The sequence below is a fragment of the Micromonospora sp. R77 genome (assembly GCF_022747945.1).
Taxonomy (GTDB): domain Bacteria; phylum Actinomycetota; class Actinomycetes; order Mycobacteriales; family Micromonosporaceae; genus Micromonospora.
The window spans coordinates 4860868-4877887 of record NZ_JALDST010000001.1; the positions used below are offsets into that span (position 1 = coordinate 4860868).

General features: G+C 73.6%; 14 protein-coding genes and 1 pseudogene. 8 read left to right on the forward strand and 7 right to left on the reverse strand.

Annotated features, from left to right (window positions below; all coding sequences use genetic code 11):
- Positions 1-150: 150 nt before the first annotated feature.
- A complete protein-coding gene (locus tag MRQ36_RS22890; protein ID WP_374251175.1) occupies positions 151-1347 on the forward strand; it encodes a glycosyltransferase in 1197 nt (398 codons plus the stop codon).
- A gap of 14 nt (positions 1348-1361) precedes the next feature.
- On the opposite strand, the gene MRQ36_RS22895 is transcribed toward MRQ36_RS22890, so the two are convergent.
- The 4 genes from MRQ36_RS22895 to MRQ36_RS22910 are packed head-to-tail and all read right to left on the reverse strand — an operon-like array spanning position 1362 to position 5303.
- A complete protein-coding gene (locus tag MRQ36_RS22895) occupies positions 1362-2429 on the reverse strand; it encodes a hypothetical protein (RefSeq protein WP_242798564.1) in 1068 nt (355 codons plus the stop codon).
- Complete coding sequence (locus MRQ36_RS22900; protein ID WP_242798566.1) at positions 2426-3052, reverse strand: sugar transferase; 627 nt, start codon at positions 3050-3052, stop codon at positions 2426-2428. Before MRQ36_RS22900 ends, MRQ36_RS22895 begins: the two co-directional genes overlap by 4 nt.
- Before the next feature lie 5 nt (positions 3053-3057).
- Positions 3058-4161, reverse strand: coding sequence for a GNAT family N-acetyltransferase (locus MRQ36_RS22905; protein ID WP_242798568.1), 1104 nt, complete (start codon positions 4159-4161; stop codon positions 3058-3060).
- A complete protein-coding gene (locus MRQ36_RS22910; protein WP_242798570.1) occupies positions 4158-5303 on the reverse strand; it encodes a DegT/DnrJ/EryC1/StrS aminotransferase family protein in 1146 nt (381 codons plus the stop codon). The genes MRQ36_RS22905 and MRQ36_RS22910 overlap by 4 nt, the downstream gene beginning before the upstream one ends.
- A 191-nt stretch (positions 5304-5494) precedes the next feature.
- Here MRQ36_RS22910 and MRQ36_RS22915 point away from each other — a divergent pair, with 191 nt between their 5' ends.
- The 4 genes from MRQ36_RS22915 to MRQ36_RS22930 all read left to right on the forward strand — a co-directional run bounded on the left by MRQ36_RS22915 (position 5495) and on the right by MRQ36_RS22930 (position 9928).
- The gene (locus MRQ36_RS22915) at positions 5495-6535 is read left to right on the forward strand and encodes a polysaccharide biosynthesis protein (protein WP_308194901.1); all 1041 of its coding nucleotides are present in this window, start codon (positions 5495-5497) and stop codon (positions 6533-6535) included.
- Positions 6529-7656, forward strand: a complete 1128-nt coding sequence (locus tag MRQ36_RS22920) for an NAD-dependent epimerase/dehydratase family protein (protein ID WP_242798572.1) — start codon at positions 6529-6531, stop codon at positions 7654-7656. The genes MRQ36_RS22915 and MRQ36_RS22920 overlap by 7 nt, the downstream gene beginning before the upstream one ends.
- Entirely contained in the window at positions 7653-8891 is a 1239-nt protein-coding gene (locus MRQ36_RS22925) for a glycosyltransferase family 4 protein (RefSeq protein ID WP_242798574.1), read from the forward strand. Before MRQ36_RS22920 ends, MRQ36_RS22925 begins: the two co-directional genes overlap by 4 nt.
- A 71-nt stretch (positions 8892-8962) precedes the next feature.
- On the forward strand, positions 8963-9928 hold the full coding sequence (locus tag MRQ36_RS22930) for a DUF389 domain-containing protein (RefSeq protein WP_242798576.1): 966 nt from the start codon (positions 8963-8965) through the stop codon (positions 9926-9928).
- Between the two features lie 6 nt (positions 9929-9934).
- Here the strand turns inward: MRQ36_RS22930 and MRQ36_RS22935 are convergent, their stop codons facing one another.
- Positions 9935-10369, reverse strand: coding sequence for a hypothetical protein (locus MRQ36_RS22935; protein WP_242798578.1), 435 nt, complete (start codon positions 10367-10369; stop codon positions 9935-9937).
- A gap of 147 nt (positions 10370-10516) precedes the next feature.
- A pseudogene (locus MRQ36_RS22940) lies at positions 10517-13052 on the reverse strand (Tex family protein).
- Between MRQ36_RS22940 and MRQ36_RS22945 the strand changes: the two are divergent.
- The 3 genes from MRQ36_RS22945 (at position 13051) to MRQ36_RS22955 (ending at position 16296) form a co-directional block, all read left to right on the forward strand.
- Positions 13051-14562, forward strand: coding sequence for a deoxyguanosinetriphosphate triphosphohydrolase family protein (locus tag MRQ36_RS22945; protein WP_242798582.1), 1512 nt, complete (start codon positions 13051-13053; stop codon positions 14560-14562). The pseudogene MRQ36_RS22940 and the gene MRQ36_RS22945 overlap by 2 nt on opposite strands.
- 82 nt (positions 14563-14644) lie before the next feature.
- Positions 14645-15628 carry a methionyl-tRNA formyltransferase gene (locus tag MRQ36_RS22950; protein WP_242798584.1) on the forward strand — a complete coding sequence of 328 codons (984 nt, stop codon included), beginning with the start codon at positions 14645-14647 and terminating at the stop codon, positions 15626-15628.
- The gene (locus MRQ36_RS22955; protein WP_242798586.1) at positions 15625-16296 is read left to right on the forward strand and encodes a PIG-L deacetylase family protein; all 672 of its coding nucleotides are present in this window, start codon (positions 15625-15627) and stop codon (positions 16294-16296) included. The genes MRQ36_RS22950 and MRQ36_RS22955 overlap by 4 nt, the downstream gene beginning before the upstream one ends.
- 55 nt (positions 16297-16351) lie before the next feature.
- Here the strand turns inward: MRQ36_RS22955 and MRQ36_RS22960 are convergent, their stop codons facing one another.
- Complete coding sequence (locus MRQ36_RS22960) at positions 16352-16990, reverse strand: GNAT family N-acetyltransferase (protein ID WP_242798588.1); 639 nt, start codon at positions 16988-16990, stop codon at positions 16352-16354.
- Positions 16991-17020: the final 30 nt, after the last annotated feature.

The following is a 17020-nucleotide window of genomic DNA, read 5'->3' on the forward strand; positions in this document are numbered from 1 at the left end:
CCGCCGAGGCGCGGGCTTCCTCCCCCGCGAGCACCCGCCCCGTCTGCTGATCGTCGCCCACCACTTCCCGCCGGACGAGGCGGTCGGCGCGCGCCGACCCGCCGCGCTCGCCCGGATCGCGGCCGGGGACGGCTGGGACGTCCGGGTGCTCTGCGCGGCGGCGGCGGGCGACGGGGCGTCGGTTGTCGGGCTCGGTCCCGACGCCGTCATCCGGGCCGCGTCGTGGCGACTACCGGGCCGGCGTCGTCCCCGGTCGCCGCCGATCCGCCGGCCGCGTCCGGCCCGTCCGGCCGCCCGACGACGGGACGCGTGGTGCTCGGTCCGATCGTCCGGTCGATCCGGTATCTGGCCCGGGAGGCGCTGCACCTGCCGGACCCGCAGGCCGGCTGGATCGTGCCGGCCCTGCGGGCCTTCCGCCGGACCGGCCCGGGCTGGACGCCGGACGTCATCCTCGCCACCGGTCCGCCCTTCTCGGTCTTCGTGGTCGCCGCCGCGCTGGCCCGCCGTCACGGTGCGCCGTGGGTGGCCGACTACCGGGACCTGTGGACGGTCGGGAACGAGTACTGGGCGCACGGTCGCTCACGGCTGCGCCGTCTCCTCGACCACCGGCTCGAACGCCGCCTGCTCCGTACCGTGTCGCGGTGCGTCACCGTGTCGGAGCCGTTGGCCCGGTCGGTGCGGGCCGCCTTCGGGGTCCGCACCGACGTGGTGATGAACGGCATCGACCGGCAGCCGACGACCCCGGCCGGCGGTGCCGCGCGCGCGGCGCTCGGCGTCCCCCCGGGGACCCTGCTGCTGGCGCACACCGGGCTGCTCTATCCGGGACGACGCGATCCCACGCCGCTGCTGCGTGCGCTGTCGCTGCTCGGTGCCGAGCGGCAGCAGGTCCACGTCGTGCTCGCCGGACCGGAGACCGGCGTGGCCGGGGCGGCGGTGACGCGGTGCGGCGTGGCGGAGCTGGTCTCGGTCACCGGTCGGGTGACGGCGGCGGAGTCCTGGCAGCTCCAGGCCGAGGCCGACGTCCTCGTCCTGCTGATGTGGGACGACCCCCGGGACGCCGGGACCGTACCCGGGAAGCTCTTCGACTATCTCCGGGCCCGTCGGCCCATCCTGGCGATCGGCTGTGCCGACGGGGTGGCGGCGGACCTCGTCCGGTCCCGGGGCGCCGGGGTGGTGCTCAACGACCCGGTGGAGATCGCCGACCGCCTGCGGACCTGGCTCACCGAGAAGAGGACGACCGGGCAGGTTGCGGCGCTGCCCGGATCCGCCCTCGACGGCCTCTACCGGGAGGACCGGATGCGGGCGTACGTGGAGCTGCTCGGTGCGGTGGTGGCGGCGCGACGGTGACCGGAGCGCGTCGCTCAGCGTGCGCGCAGCGCGTCGTCCCGGCGGGCCGGTTGCGGCACCGGGGCGCCGGACCGGTAGGCCGCGCAGGACCGACGGACGAGACCGGCGACCCGGTCCAGGTCGCTGCCGTCGTAGCGCACGTCGGTGTGCAGGTGCAGCAGCCGGCGGGACAGGTCGAGCTGGCGCGGCGGGGTGTCCTGTTCGGGCAGGGTCCAGAGGGCCGCCGGATAGACCCGGTGCGCGATCAGCGCCTCTCGTACGGCGGCGCGCCGGTCCGGCGTGTCGAACTCCAGCAGCACCCCGAACGACCGGGGGTGTGCCCGTACCCCGTCGGCCCCGTCGAGCGCCGCGGCGAGCCGGTCCGCGTTGGCGACCCGGGACCGCCGCAGCGCCGCGGCGGGGAGTATCCGCAGTGCCTCCCGGGAGAAGTCCGAGATGCCGCTGACGGTACGCGACCGCAGGCCCGCCTCACCCGCCGCGTACAGCCGCAGGTAGTGCTCCTTGTCGCTCCCGGCGCCGGCCAGGTAGGCGGCCTTCAGGCACATGGCGGCGAGGTTGTGGCCGGCGGTGACGAGGTGCTCCGTGGTGGCCGCCACGGGCGGTGGCAGTGGGCCGCCGTCGGCGCTGAGCAGCAGGCCACCGTCGGGGATCGGCAGGGTCTTGCGCAGCGACGCGAGCACGTATCCGCTCCGCAGCCCGGACAACCACGGTGCGGTGGGGTCGTGGGTCACGTCCACCACGACGGTCGCCGGGGTGTCGGGCAGGACCGGCGGTTCGCCGAAGTAGGAGAGGGTCAGCACGACGTCGTCCGGCCCGGCGTCGGGGCCGGTGTCCGGTCCGAAGGGGCCGGTGTCGAAACGGTGGACCGGCAGGAGGTCGGTGACGCTCTCCACCACCTCCGGGCAGTAGTACCCGGGCACGTGCAGCCGGCGCCAGCCCAGCTCGTCCCGGCCGAACCGGAGCAGGGCGCGCAGGGCGTGCCGGCCCGAGCCGTACAGCCGTGCGTCGTCCGGCCAGTGCCGTTCGCCGTCGCCCGGCGGCAGCAGCAACGGGTAGCTGGAGCCGACCTCCCAGCGGTTCATCGGACGCGCTCCAGCACCGGCGGCACCAGACCCACGTCGTCGACCTCGGCGAGGGTCTGACCGACGATCTCGCCGCGGTGGAACGGCATCGCGAGGGTACGCACCAGGATCTTGACGTCCAACCAGAGCGACCAGTTGTCGATGTAGTCGATGTCGAGGTCCAGCCGTTGACCGAAGGTGAGCGTGCGGCGGCCGTTGACCATGGCCAGACCGGTGACGCCGGGACGCATCTCGTGCCGCCGGGCGTGCCTCGGGCTGTAGCGGGGGAGGTACTCCATCACCAGGGGTCGGGGCCCCACCAGACTCATCCGACCGGTGACCACCAGGGCCAGCTCCGGCAGCTCGTCGAGGCTGGTCCGGCGCAGCAACCGACCGAGGGTGGTGGACCGCACCTCGTCGGTGGTCCAGGGCTGTTCGCCGGGGCGGGGCGCCCGCATGGTGCGGAACTTGCACATGGTGAACGGCCTGCCGTGCCGGCCGGGCCGGACCTGTCGGAACAGGATCGGCCGCCCGGCGGTGGCCAGGATCGCCAGCGCGATGACCGCCATCACCGGACTGAGTACGACTAGCAGGAGGGACGCGATCAGCACGTCCATGATTCGCTTCACCTGCAGGGCGGACATGGGTTTCAACTCCTCGTCGGGTTCGGCGGCTCGGGAAGCGGCTGCCGGTAGGCGGGGAAGTAGCCGGGGTCGGGCTGCCAGCCCGGGTCCCGCCGGCGTGCCTCGGCCTCGTGGGCGGTGGTGAGCAGGCGGTAGGTCGGCGCGTCGAACACCCGCTGCCCCGTGCAGTACGGCAGGGTCGCGTGCGGGGCGAAGGACCGCTTGTAACGGAAGATGCCGTCGTCCGGCGCGTATCCGCCGCCGAGGACGAACCGGTCCGTGCCCTGTTCCCGGCCCCACCGGCAGATCTCGAACTTGAGCAGGTCGTTGGGGCGCAGGTCGAAGGCGTCGGCCGCCGTTCCGCCGAGGAAGGAATAGAGCTCACGGGCCGACCGGAGGACGAGTTCGGTGGAGACCACCCGACCCTCGTGCCGGGCGTGGAAGAACGCGATCTGCCCGCCGAGCCGGTCGACCAGCGTCCGGAAGAAGCCCTCGGAGAACAGGTAGTCCGACGCCGCGCGGCGACGCCGCATGGTGTCGAGGTAGACGGCCAGGAACTCGTCGAGCCGGGCCCCGGTCTCGTCGACCTCCACGGTGACCCCGCTGCGCCGGGCCTTGTTGACGTTCTTGCGGACCTTGTGCTCGACGTCGCGCCAGATCTCCTCCAGCGGCGGGCGCAGGTCCCGTACGACGTTCGGCAGCCGGGGTCGGACCTCCCCCGGGTAGGGCAGCAGCTCCGCCGGGAACAGGTGCAGCCGGACGAACTCGCTGACCACCCGCCGGGCCCGGCAGAAGTCGTCGAACAGGTGCCAGAACTCCTTGGCCGCCACCTCGTCGACCCGGTGCTGGAAGGCCCCGCCGCTGCTGCTGCCGTACGGGCTGGCGATGTCGTGCACCGGCCCGCCGTCGGTCGGCAGGTGCGGTGCGTCCACCGGGCGCAGCAGGAACGGATAGAGGACGAAGCCCTCCGCCGTCTCGGCGTAGGCGGCGAGCGGCTCGTCCCGGGCCGTGGCGAAGAGCGCGACGTACTCGGGATGCGCGGCGACCTGCCGCGCCGGCCATGCGGCGTGCACCGCCCGCCACCGGCGGGCGTCGGTGGGGTTACGGGCGTTCCAGATCTCCAGCTTCATCGGCCGTGGACGAACCCTTCGATGGTGCGGAGCACCCGGCCGATCTCCCGCTCACCCATCCCGGAGCCGCTGGGCAGGGCGATACCGTGCGCGAAGAGTCGTTCGGCGGCGCCGGTCAGGAAGGCGCGCGCACCGGCGAAGACCGGTTGCAGGTGCATCGGCTTCCACACCGGCCGGGTCTCGATCCGCTCCTGCGCCAGGCGGGCGGCGAGGTCGGCGGCGGACCAGCCGGCCTCCGCCGGATCGACGACGAGGGTGGTCAACCAGCAGTTGGCCCCGGCGTCGTCGTCGGCGAGCAGGCGTACGCCGGGCACGGCGGCCAGCAGCTTGGCGTACCGTTCGCGCAGCTGCCGCCGTCGCGCGATCATCGTGTCCAGCCGGGCGAGCTGGGCCCGGCCGAGCGCGGCCAGCAGATTGCTCAGCCGGTAGTTGTAACCGATGTCGGTGTGCTCGTAGTGGGGCACCGGTTGGCGGGCCTGGGTGGCCAGGTACCGGGCGCGACCGGCCAGGTCGGCGTCGTCGGTGACCAGCATGCCGCCGCCGGAGGTGGTGATGATCTTGTTGCCGTTGAAGGAGAAGACCGCCGCCCGCCCGAAGGCCCCGGCCGGCCGGCCGTCGCGCACCGCGCCGAGCGCCTCGGCGGCGTCCTCGACCACCGGCACCCCGGCCTCGGCGCAGATCGGCAGGATCCGCGCGTAGTCGGCGCAGGAGCCGAACATGTCCACCGGCAGCACGGCGGCGATCCGGGCGCCGCCGGTCCGCAGCCGGTCCAGCGTCTCCCGCAGCAGCGCCGGGTCGAGGTTCCCGGTGGCCGGGTCGCAGTCCACGAAGACCGGTTCGGCACCGGTGTAGGCCGCCGCGTTGGCGGTGGCCACGAAGGTGAGCGTGGGTACGACGACCACGTCTCCCGGGCCGGTGTCGAGCGCGAGCAGGGCCAGGTGCAGCGCCGCCGTGCCCGAGGAGACCGCCACCGCGTGCCGCCGCCCGGCCCGGGCGGCGAGTTCCGCCTCGAACGCCTCGACGTCCGGCCCCAGCGGCGCCACCCAGCCGGAGCGCAGGGCGCTGGCCAGGTAGGCCTCTTCCAGGGGGCCCACGTCCGGCGGCGACAGCAGGATCGGTGCGGACCTGTCGTCGGGTGCCACGCGGTGCCTCCGTTGCGGACGGTGGACGGGAGCAGCCGCGGACGCGGCTCGGGTTGCTCAACGACGGTCCCGGTGGTCGGTATCGGATCAAGAATGATTTGTTGGTCTTATAACCCTTATTGGGGATTAGGCCGCCACTTACCGTTCGGCCCTCTCGTTGTCAGGAGGTCCACCAACGAACGGGAGCAGCAGTGAGCGTTGTGCCTGCAGGCAGCCGGATCCTGATCACCGGGGGCACCGGTTCCTTCGGTCGGACGATGGTCCGTCGCCTGCTCGAACAGGACGTCGGCGAGGTGCGCGTGCTCAGCCGCGACGAGGCGAAGCAGGACGAGATGCGACGCCAGGTCGGCGACGACCGGGTCCGCTACCACGTCGGCGACGTCCGGGACCACGACAGCGTGCTGCTGGCCAGCCGCGAGGTGGACTTCGTCTTCCACGCCGCGGCGCTCAAGCAGGTGCCGTCCTGCGAATTCTTCCCGCTGGAGGCGGTCCGCACCAACGTGCTCGGCAGCACCAACGTGATCGAGGCCGCCCAGCGCAACGGCGTCGCCTCGGTGGTCCTGCTCAGCACCGACAAGGCCGTCTACCCGGTGAACGCGATGGGCCTGACCAAGGCGCTGATGGAGAAGGTCGCCCAGGCGCACGCCCGGAACAACCCGCGCAGCCCGACCGTCGTCTCGTGCGTCCGCTACGGCAACGTCATGTACTCCCGAGGGTCGGTCATCCCGCTCTTCATCGAGCAGGTCAAGGCGGGCCGCGCCCCGACCGTGACCGATCCGGCCATGACCCGTTTCCTGATGTCGCTGGCCGACTCCGTCGAACTCGTCGAGCACGCCTTCCAGCACGCCCGACCGGGGGACGTCTTCATCCGCAAGGCCGCCGCCTGCACCATCGGCGACCTCGCCGAGGCCGTCTGCCGGCTCTTCGACGTGCCGGCCAAACTCGACGTCATCGGCATGCGGCACGGCGAGAAGCTCGACGAGACCCTGGCCAGCCGGGAGGAACTGGTCCGCGCCGACGACTTCGGCGAGTTCTTCCGCGTGCCGCTGGACGCCCGCGACCTCAACTACGCGCTCTACGTCTCCGAGGGCGAGCTGGGGGAGAGCACGGTCGCGGAGTTCAACTCGGCCAACGCGCCACGGATCGACGTACCGCAGATCATGGACCTGCTGCTGACCCTGCCCGAGGTCCGGGCGGAACTGGCCTCGACCGACCCGGTCCTGTCGTGTTGAGACTGGCCCTCACCGGCGGCGACGGCTTTCTCGGCTGGCACGTCCGGGTGCTGGCCCGGGCGCTCGGCTGGCCGGAGCCGGTGCGGCTCGGCCGGGTCGAACTCGCCGACCCGGCCGTCGCGGCGGCCCGGATCGACGGGGTGGACCGGCTGCTGCACCTCGCCGGGGTGAACCGGGGTGACCCGGCCGACGTGGTGACCGGTAACGTCGAACTCGCCGCCGCGCTCGCCGCCGCGCTGCGCCGGTGCCCGGCACCGCCCCCGGTGGTGGTCTTCGCCAACTCGGTGCAGTGCGGCAACGGCACCCCGTACGGCGACGCCAAGGCGGTCGCCGCGGCCACCCTCGCCGAGACCGTCCCGCACCTGGTCGACGTACGGCTGCCGAACCTGTACGGCGAGCACGGCCGCCCCTTCTACAACTCCGTGGTGGCCACCTTCTGCCGACTGCTCGCCGACGGCGGACGCCCCCAGGTGCACGACGACCGCGAGCTGGAACTGGTGCACGTCACCGACGCGGCGGCGCACCTGATGGACGCGCCGTCGACGGGTGCCTGGGACGGCACGATGCCCGCCCTGCGGCTCTCCGTACGGGCGCTCGCCGACCTGCTGACCGGCCAGGCCGCCGACTACCGCACCGGGGACGTCCCCGCGCTGCGGGACCGGCACGCGGTACGGCTGTTCAACACCTACCGGTCGCACTGCTTCCCCGGCCACTACCCGATCCCGCTGCGGCGGCACGGCGACGCCCGGGGCGAGCTGGTGGAGACGGTCCGGGTGCACGACGGGCCCGGCCAGACCTTCTGCTCGACCACCCGACCGGGTGCCACCCGGGGCGAGCACTTCCACCTGGCCAAGGTGGAACGTTTCGTGGTGCTGCGCGGCACCGCCGAGATCAGCCTGCGCCGGATCGGCCACGACGACGTGGTCACCTTCCCGGTGCGCGGCACCGACCCCGTGGTGGTCGACATGCCGACCATGTGGGCGCACCGCATCGTCAACACCGGTCCGGACGAACTGGTGACCCTGTTCTGGACGAACGAGCTGTTCGACCCGCAGCGGCCGGACACCTACCGGGAGTCCGTCACGCCGGCCGGTCACCCCGCGGACCTGGTGACGGCATGAGGATCGGCCTGGTCAGCCAGTGGTTCCCGCCGGAGTCGGCGTTCATCCCCGGTAACCTGGCCGGGGAACTCGCCCGCCGCGGGCACGAGGTACGCGTCCTCACCACCTTCCCCAGCTACCCGTACGGGCGGATCTTTCCCGGCTACCGCCAGCGGTGGAACGAGCGCAGCAGCTCGTCCGGTGTGACGGTGCGCCGGGTGCCGTCGTACCTCAGTCACGACCGCTCCGCGGCCCGCCGGATCGCCAGCTACGTCTCCTTCGGGGTGACCAGCACCGCCGCGGCGGTGCGCTACCTCGCGGACACCGACGTCACGTACGTCTACCACCCGCCGGCCACCGCGGCCCTGCCCGCCCTGCTCGCCCGGCTCGGCCGGCGTACCCCGATCGTGCTCCACGTGCAGGACCTCTGGCCCGAGTCCGTCACCCAGTCCGGGATGACACCGGGTGGGCGGGCCGGCCGGCTGCTCGACCGGGCCCTCGGCGGGTCGATGCGGCGCCTGTACGGACTCTCGTCGGCGGTGGTGGCCATCTCCCCGCCGATGGGGGACCTGCTCGTCTCCCGGGGGGCGGACCCGGCGCGGGTCCGGGTGGTGCTGAACTGGACCGACGAGACGCTGTTCCGGCCGGTGCCGGTGACGCCGGAGGCCCGCGCGACGATCGGCCACACCGGTCGCTGCACGGTGATGTTCGCCGGCAACATGGGCGCGTTCCAGCGGATCGAGACCGCCGTGCGGGCCGCCGCGGCCGTCCGGGACCGGGTGGACCTCGTCCTGGCCGGCTCCGGCTCGGACGAGCAGTACGCGCGCCGGTTGGCCGCGGAACTCGGCGCCGACAACGTCCGGTTCCTCGGGCAGCGGCCGGCGGCGGAGATGGCCGCGCTCTACGCCGCCGCCGACTACCAGCTGATCTGCCTGCGGGACCTGCCGATGCTGCGCGGCACCGTGCCGTCCAAGCTGCAGGCCGCGCTCGCCTGCGGCGTACCGGTGATCATGTCTGCCGGCGGATACCCGGCCGACCTGGTCCGGGGCGCGGACGTCGGGTTCGACGCGCCGCCCGAGGACTGGTCCGCGCTGGCCGACCGGTTCGCCGCCGCGGCGGCCCTGCCGCCGGACCGCCGGGCCGAACTGGGCCGCCGCGCCCGATCGGTCTACCTCGAGCGGATGTCGCTGGCGGTGGCCGCCGACCAGTTCGAGGACGTCCTCGCCAAGGCTGCAGGGTCGGGCCCGGACCGGTGACGCCGGCCCACCGGTAGAGTGCTGCCCGGCCGGTGGCGTGGTGCCACCGGACGACCGCGGGAGGCGCGTCGGTGCTGCACCTGAGGATCATCGCGCCGGCCGACCTGTCGGCGGCGGTGGCGGAACTGCTCGCCGACGACCCCGGCGTGGCCCACCTGGCCGTCATTCCCGGCGCGGGCCGGCAACCCGCCGGTGACCTGGTCCTCTGCGACGTGGTGCGGGAGAGCGCCGACCGGGTCCTGCGCCGGCTCCAGGAGTTGGGGGTCGAGGCGCGCGGCGGCATCTCCGCCGACGACGTCGAGCTGACCCTCTCCGAGGCGGCGAAGCGGGCGGCCCGCGACGCGCCCGGGCACGGCGAGGACGCCGTGGTCTGGGACGAGATCGCGGCCAAGACCGGTGAGCAGACGGTGCTCACCGGCACCTACCTGGTGCTCATCATGGTGGCCACGATGATCGCCGGCATCGGCGTGCTGCTCGACCAGCCGATCCTGATCGTCGGCGCGATGGTGGTCGGTCCCGAGTTCGGTCCGCTGGCCGCGCTCTGCGTCGCGTTGCTGCGCCGCAACCGGCGGGTCGTCGCCCGGTCCCTGCAGGCGCTGGCGGTGGGATTCCTGGCCGCCATGGTGGTCACCGTGCTGAGCACCTGGGCGCTGACGGCCGCCGGCCTGGTCGACCGGTCCATGCTGCTGGCCGACCGGCCGCTGACGGACTTCATCTGGCGACCGGACGCGCTCTCCTGGGTGGTCGGCCTGCTCGCCGGGGTGGCCGGCATGCTGTCGCTGACCGCGAAGAAGTCCGGCTCGCTGGTCGGCGTGCTGATCTCGGTCACCACCGTCCCGGCGGCCGCCAACGTCGCCGTCGCCGCCGCGTACGGGGTGTGGCGCGAGGCCGGCGGTTCGGCGCTCCAGTTGGTGATCAACCTGGCCGCGATCGTGCTCGCCGGGCTGCTCACGCTGGGGGTGCAGCGGCTCTGGTGGTGGCACGTCGGCCGGCAGGTCCGGCGGCGGACGACTCGCGAGCGGGTGGCCGGCGGCTGAGCCGGTTCAGCCCCAGTCGTCGCCGGCGGCCAACCGTCGGGTGAGCAGGTCGCGCAGCGGGACGGACTCACCGTCCCGGCCGCCCCGACCGACCACCAGCGGCGCGGGGTCCGGCGCCGGAGTCGCGCCGAACAGCCGGGACCGCAGGCTGGCCGGCACGGTGAGCAGGTGGAAGCGCCCGTCGGTGTCCACCGCCCGGGTCCGTGCCCGGTCGACGTACCAGCCGGTGAGCCGGGTGCGGTAGTGGGCCCGCCCGTCGTAGGAACGGGCGGTCAGCCGGGTGGTCCGCAGCCCGCGGCGGTGCGCCTCGGCGGCGAACCAGGACACCAGTTCGGCCGCGGCGGCGTGCTCGGCGGCCCGGGCCCGCTCGTCCGCCTCGGCGTGTGCCCGCACCGCGCGGCGCTGCCGCTCCCGCCACTCCAGCCCGTCCTCCACCCCCACGACGCTACCCTCCCCTCCCACCCTCCACCCCTCCCGCCCACCCAACTGTTGATCATGAGGTTGGCGGCAGTGAAGGAGATCCACTTCGCCGCCAACCTCATGATCAGCCGAGGGTTCGGGAGGGGGAGGGGGTGGGGGTGGGGGAGGTCAGGCGAGGCCGGCGCGGCGGAGGGCCTCCAGCATCTCGCTGTTGGCGGGTGCGGGGGCGCCTCGGCCCTGCCGCTGCTGCGGGCCACCCCGGGAGCTGCCCTGGGCGCCGCGACCGCTGCCGGCCGGCGATCCGGCCCGGCCCCCTCGACCCGTGCCGGCGGGGGAGCCGGCCTCGCGACCCTGGCCACCGCCCTGCGGACCGCGCGGCCCGCCACGCTCCCGGCGACCGCCGTCGCCGCCGGCCGGCGCCTCGTCCGCCAACCGCAGGGTCAGCGAGATCCGCTTGCGGGGCACGTCCACGTCGAGCACCCGCACCCGCACCACGTCACCGGACTTCACCACGTCCCGCGGATCCTTGACGAAGGTCTGCGACATGGCCGAGACGTGCACCAGGCCGTCCTGGTGCACGCCGACGTCGACGAACGCGCCGAACGCGGCCACGTTGGTCACCACGCCCTCCAGCACCATCCCCGGCGTCAGGTCGCTGATCTTCTCGACGCCCTCGACGAAGGTCGCGGTGCGGAACTCCGGACGCGGGTCGCGGCCGGGCTTCTCCAGCTCGGCCAGGATGTCGGTGACCGTGGGCAGGCCGAAGGTGTCGTCGACGAAGTCGGTCGCCCGCAGGCCGCGCAGGATGGCGGACTTCCCGATCAGTGCGCGCAGGTCCTGCCCGGTGCTGGCCAGGATCCGCCGCACCACCGGGTACGCCTCGGGGTGCACGCTGGAGGAGTCGAGCGGGTCGTCGCCGCCGGGGATGCGCAGGAAGCCGGCGCACTGCTCGAACGCCTTCGGCCCGAGCCGGGCCACCTTCTTCAGCTCGGCGCGGGTGCGGAACGGTCCGTTGGCGTCCCGGTGCAGCACGATGTTCTCGGCCAGCCCGGCCCCGATGCCGGAGACCCGGGTGAGCAGGGGAGCCGAGGCGGTGTTCACGTCGACGCCGACCGCGTTGACGCAGTCCTCGACCACCGTGTCCAGCGAGCGGGAGAGCTTCACCTCGGACAGGTCGTGCTGGTACTGCCCGACGCCGATCGACCGCGGATCGATCTTGACCAGCTCGGCGAGCGGGTCCTGCAGGCGGCGGGCGATGGAGACCGCGCCACGCAGCGACACGTCCAGCCCGGGCAGCTCCTGGGAGGCGTACGCGGAGGCGGAGTAGACCGACGCGCCCGCCTCGGAGACCACCACCTTGGTGAGCTTCAGCTCCGGGTGCTGCCTGATCAGGTCGCCGGCCAGCTTGTCGGTCTCCCGGCTGGCCGTGCCGTTGCCGATCGCCACCAGCTCCACGCCGTGCGCCGCGGCCAGTCGGGCGAGGGTGGCCAGCGAGGCGTCCCACTGCCGGCGCGGCTCGTGCGGATAGATCGTGTCGGTGGCGACCACCTTGCCGGTGGCGTCCACCACGGCCACCTTCACCCCGGTGCGCAGTCCCGGGTCGAGACCCATGGTCGGTCGCGCGCCGGCGGGCGCGGCGAGCAGCAGGTCGCGCAGGTTGGTGGCGAAGACCCGGACCGCCTCCTCCTCGGCCGCCTGCCACAACCGCATCCGCAGGTCCGCGCCGAGATGGATGAGGATCCGGGTACGCCAGGCCCAGCGCACCGTGTCGGTCAGCCACTTGTCGGCGGGCCGTCCCCGGTCGCCGACCCCGAACCGGCCGGCGATCGCCGCCTCGTAGCGGGTCGGGCCGGTGGCCACGGCGTCGGAGTCGCCGTCGGCCTCCGGGTCCATGGTCAGGTCGAGCACGCCCTCCTTCTCGCCCCGGAACATGGCGAGGATCCGGTGCGAGGGCAGCCGGGTGTACGGCTCGGCGAAGTCGAAGTAGTCGGCGAACTTGGCCCCGGCGGTCTCCTGACCGTCGCGTACCCGGGAGACCAGCCGGCCCCGCGACCACATCTGCTCGCGCAGCGTGCCGATCAGGTCGGCGTCCTCGGCGAAGCGCTCGATCAGGATGGCCCGGGCACCGTCCAGCGCGGCAGCGGCGTCGGCCACGCCCCGGTCGGCGTCGACGAAGCCGGCGGCGGTGGCGCGCGGGTCCTGCGTCGGGTCGGCCAGCAGCGTCTCCGCGAGCGGTTCCAGCCCGGCCTCGCGGGCGATCTGCGCCCGGGTCCGCCGCTTCGGCTTGTACGGCAGGTAGATGTCCTCCAGCCGGGACTTCGAGTCGGCCGCGAGGATCTGCGCCTCCAGCGCCTCGTCGAGCTTGCCCTGGCCGCGGATGGACTCCAGCACCGCGGCGCGCCGCTCGTCCAGCTCGCGCAGGTAGCGCAGCCGCTCCTCGAGGGTGCGCAGCTGCGCGTCGTCGAGCAACCCGGTGGCCTCCTTGCGGTAGCGGGCGATGAACGGCACGGTGGCGCCGCCGTCGAGCAGCTCCACGGCCGCGCGTACCTGACGCTCGGCGACGCCGAGCTCCTCGGCGATCCGCTGGTGCACAGACTGGGTCACGATCTTGATCCGCCTTCTCCGGTGGGTTCCGCTGTGCATTCTGCCGGTCCGCCCCGACGCTCGCCGCCACCCCCGCCGGCTGCGCTAGCGTGGCGATCATGGAAGCACCTGTCGACCCGCGCGCCCGGCGGCTCTTCGGCGGCAGCGCCCGCGCCCTCGGTGACCTCGCCGCGAGCCCGTTCCGCGCGGACCGGGACCGGATCGTCGCGTCGCCCTTCTTCGCCCGGCTGGGCGGGGTCACCCAGGTGATCAGTCCGGGTGGCTCGGGGCTGCTGGTGCACAACCGGCTCACCCACAGTCTCAAGGTGGCCCAGGTGGCCCGCGCGATCGCCGAACGGCTCACCGCCGACGACGAGCACCGCGCGCTGCTGGACAAGCTCGGTGGCTGCGACCCGGACGTGGTGGAGGCGGCGGCGCTCGCCCACGACCTGGGTCACCCGCCGTTCGGGCACCTGGGGGAGCGGGTGCTGGACCGCCTGGCCCGACAGCGTCTCGGCCTGGCCGACGGCTTCGAGGGCAACGCGCAGTCCTACCGGATCGTGACCAGCACCGAGATCCGGGGCGCGGCCACCACCGGGCTGGACCTGACCGCCGCGGTCCGGGCGGCGATGCTGAAATACCCGTGGACCCGGCTGGACCACCCCGATCCGCACCCGCGCCACCTGGAGCCGGCCCCGCGCGGGGCCACCCCGCCGCCGGACGACGCGGAGAGCGGGTCGTCGAAGTTCGGCGCGTACCGGACCGAGGTCGACGACCTGCGGCAGGCCCGGGAGCCGTTCGCCGGTCGGATCCCGGACTGGCAGCAGACCGTCGAGGCGTCGATCATGGACACCGCCGACGACATCGCGTACGCCATCCACGACGTGGAGGACTTCTATCGGGTGGGGGTGCTCCAGCAGGGCGCGGTGGCCGCCGAGCTGATGGCCTGGCAGCGCGAGGGCGGACACCTGCGGTCGATCACCGACGCGGCGCTGGGCGGGGCGGGCCGCCGGCCCGGGGCGGCCATCGAGCGGCTGCGCCGCCAACTGCACCGCAAGGACGGCTGGATCGCCGACGACGACGCGTTCGCCGCCGCCGTCGAGCACGTCCGTGAGGAACTGGTGGAAGGGCTGCTCGCGCTCCCCTTCGACGGCTCGATCGAGGCGGAGCAGTACGTGGCCCGCTTCTCCGCCCGCTGGTCCACCCGGTTCGTCGACGCGATCACGGTGATCGGCGACCCGTCGGTGCGCTCCGGCCACGTGCTGCTGGCCGAGGCGCAGTGGCACGAGGTGCAGGTGCTCAAGTTCGTCCACCACCGGTTCGTGCTGGCCCGTCCGGATCTCGCCCTGCACCAGCGTGGGCAGGCCCGGCTGCTGGGCGCCCTGGTGGAGGCGCTCTGGGAGTGGCTGCTCGACCCGGAGGAGGAGTCCCGGCTGCCCCGTCGGCTGCACGACCTGGTGGAGCTGGCCGAGGCGGAGCTGCACCCGCGTACCCCGGACCGGATCGGCCGGGCCCGCGGCCGGGCGATCATCGACTTCGTCGCGCAACTCACCGACGGTCAGGCGGTGGCCATGCAGGACGCCCTGTCCGGCCGCTCCGGGGCCCTCTGGACCGACGCCTTCGTGCTCTGACCGGCCGCCAAGGCGCGGCAAAGGGCACGCCGCTCCCGCGTTTTGTCCCTGTTGATCCGGTCTGCCCTCCTACGATGCCGGAGTGACGGCCGTGACCCACGGGACGGGCGGGCCGCGCGAGGCGGAGGGGAGCGGGATGACGAAGCGGATCGTCTGGGTCAGTTTCGACACCATCGGCAGGGCCTGCCTGGAGGCGGCGGCCGAGGTCGGGGCGGAGGTGGCCGGGGTGGTCACGCTGCCCGGCCCGGTCCGTCCGGAGGTCTCCGGCATGTGCCGCTTCGACGACGTGGCGGAGCGGTACGGCGCCGAGCTGATCGAGGCCCGCAACGTCAACGACCCGGAGTGCGTGGCCGCCGTACGCCGGCTCGCCCCGGACACCCTCTGGGTGGTGGGCTGGTCGCAGCTGCTCCGCGACGAGTTGCTGGCCGTACCGCGGGCCGGAACCTTCGGCATGCACCCCACCCTGCTGCCCCGGCACCGGGGGCGGGCGCCGATCCCCTGGGCGATCCTGACCGGGCTGGCCCGGACCGGGGTGACCCTCTTCGAGATCCCGGACGCCACCGCGGACTCGGGGGCCGTGATCGGTCAGTCGGTCGTCGAGATCGCGCCCGACGAGACCGCCGGCACGCTCTTCGCCAAGTGCGCGGACGCCCACGTCGAACTGGTACGCGAATACTTCCCGCAGATCGCCGCCGGCACCGCCCCCCGTTTCCCGCAGGACCCGACCCGGGCCAGCCACTGGCCGAAGCGCACCCCGGCGGACGGCCTGATCGACTGGGAGACCAGGGCCGGCCATCTCGACGCCTGGGTCCGCGCCCAGACCCGGCCCTACCCCGGTGCCTTCACCTGGCTGGGGGACCGGCGGGTGGTGATCTGGCAGGCCCGGCCGGAGGCCGTGGACCACTCGGCGGTGGCCGGTGCCGTCCTGGCGCACCGCCGGGACGGGGTGCTGGTCGCCGCCGGCGACGGTGCCCTGCTGCTGCGTGAGGTCTCGGTCGACGGATCGGCACCGGCCCGGGACGCCGACCTGCACGGCCTGCTCGCAGTCGGGGCCGTGCTCGGATGAGCGCCCGGGTCCTGATCTTCGCCGCCCACCCGGACGACGAGATCCTCGGCATGGGTGGCACCATCGCCCGGCACACCGACCGCGGCGACGCGGTGCGGATCTGCTGCGTCACCGACGGCTCGTCCACCCAGTACGCCGGCAACCTGGAGATCCTGCGCCAGAAACAGCAGGAGGCGCGGAAGGCGGCCGAGACCCTCGGGGTGCACGACTACGTCCACCTCGACCTGCCCGACATGCGGCTCGACACGCTGCCGCACGTCGACGTCAACCGCGTGGTCGAGCGACAGATCGCCGAGTTCCGACCGGACACCGTCTATTCGGTCCAGGCCGACGTCAACCTCGACCACCGGACCGTGTTCGAGTCGGTGGCGGTGGCCACCCGGCCGGTGCCCGGTCAGACCGTGCGGCGACTGCTCACCTACGCGCCCACCTCCAGCACGGAGTGGACCCCCGCGCCGGTGACCTGGTGGCAGCCGAACTGGTTCGTGGACGTCTCCGCCACGCTGGAGCGCAAGCTGGAGGCGTTCCGGCACTACCGGTCGGAGTGGCGTGACTGGCCGCACCCGCGCAACGACCGCGCCCTGCGCGTCCACGCCGAGCACCACGGCACGATGATCGGCCGCTCCGCCGCCGAACCGTTCATGCTGGTCCGCGCCGTCCAGGACTGAGTACGTCGGCGGCGGGCAGCCGGTCGATCCGCCCGCCGCCGGCGTACCGGCGTGGCTACGGCCGGGCGGACGCCTCGACGGTCAGCGGTTCGTCGACCCGGCCGGACTGCGCCGGCACCCGGGTCGACGTCCCGCAGACCCGGTCGAGGTACTCGTCCGCGTGTGGCAGCGCCTCGAACTCGGGCCGCAGGATCGCCACCCGGAGCAGGTCGTGCCAGTGGCCTCCGCGGAACACCGCCTCCCGGTCCCGCCCCTCGACCTGCCAGCCGCACTTGCGCACGTACGCGCCGAGGCTGGCCTGGTTGAACGGCAGGATCGTGCTGTGCAGGCGGCGGAGCCCCACCTCGTAGAACGCCCAGGCCATCACCAGCATGATCGAGTCGCTGCCGGCGCCTCTCGGGCTGACCCCCGGCATCAGCTTGATCGCGGTGAGCGCCGAGCGGTTGTGCCAGTCGACCTCCCACAGGCCGGTGAGCCCGAGCGGCTCGTTCGTCGACCGGTCGACCACGGTCAGCCGTTGGACGTGCGGGTCGGCGTGGGACCGCAGCAGCCAGTCCTGCTGCGTGTCCCGGGAGATCGGCCAGTGCCAACCGCCCACGTTGTGCCGTACCTCGTCCTGGTTGGCCAGATCGGCCAGGAAATCGAGATCGTCCTTCCAGGTGGGACGGATGGCCACCAGTCGACCGTTCAGCATGTGACTCCTCGCGCATGACGACGGAACGGT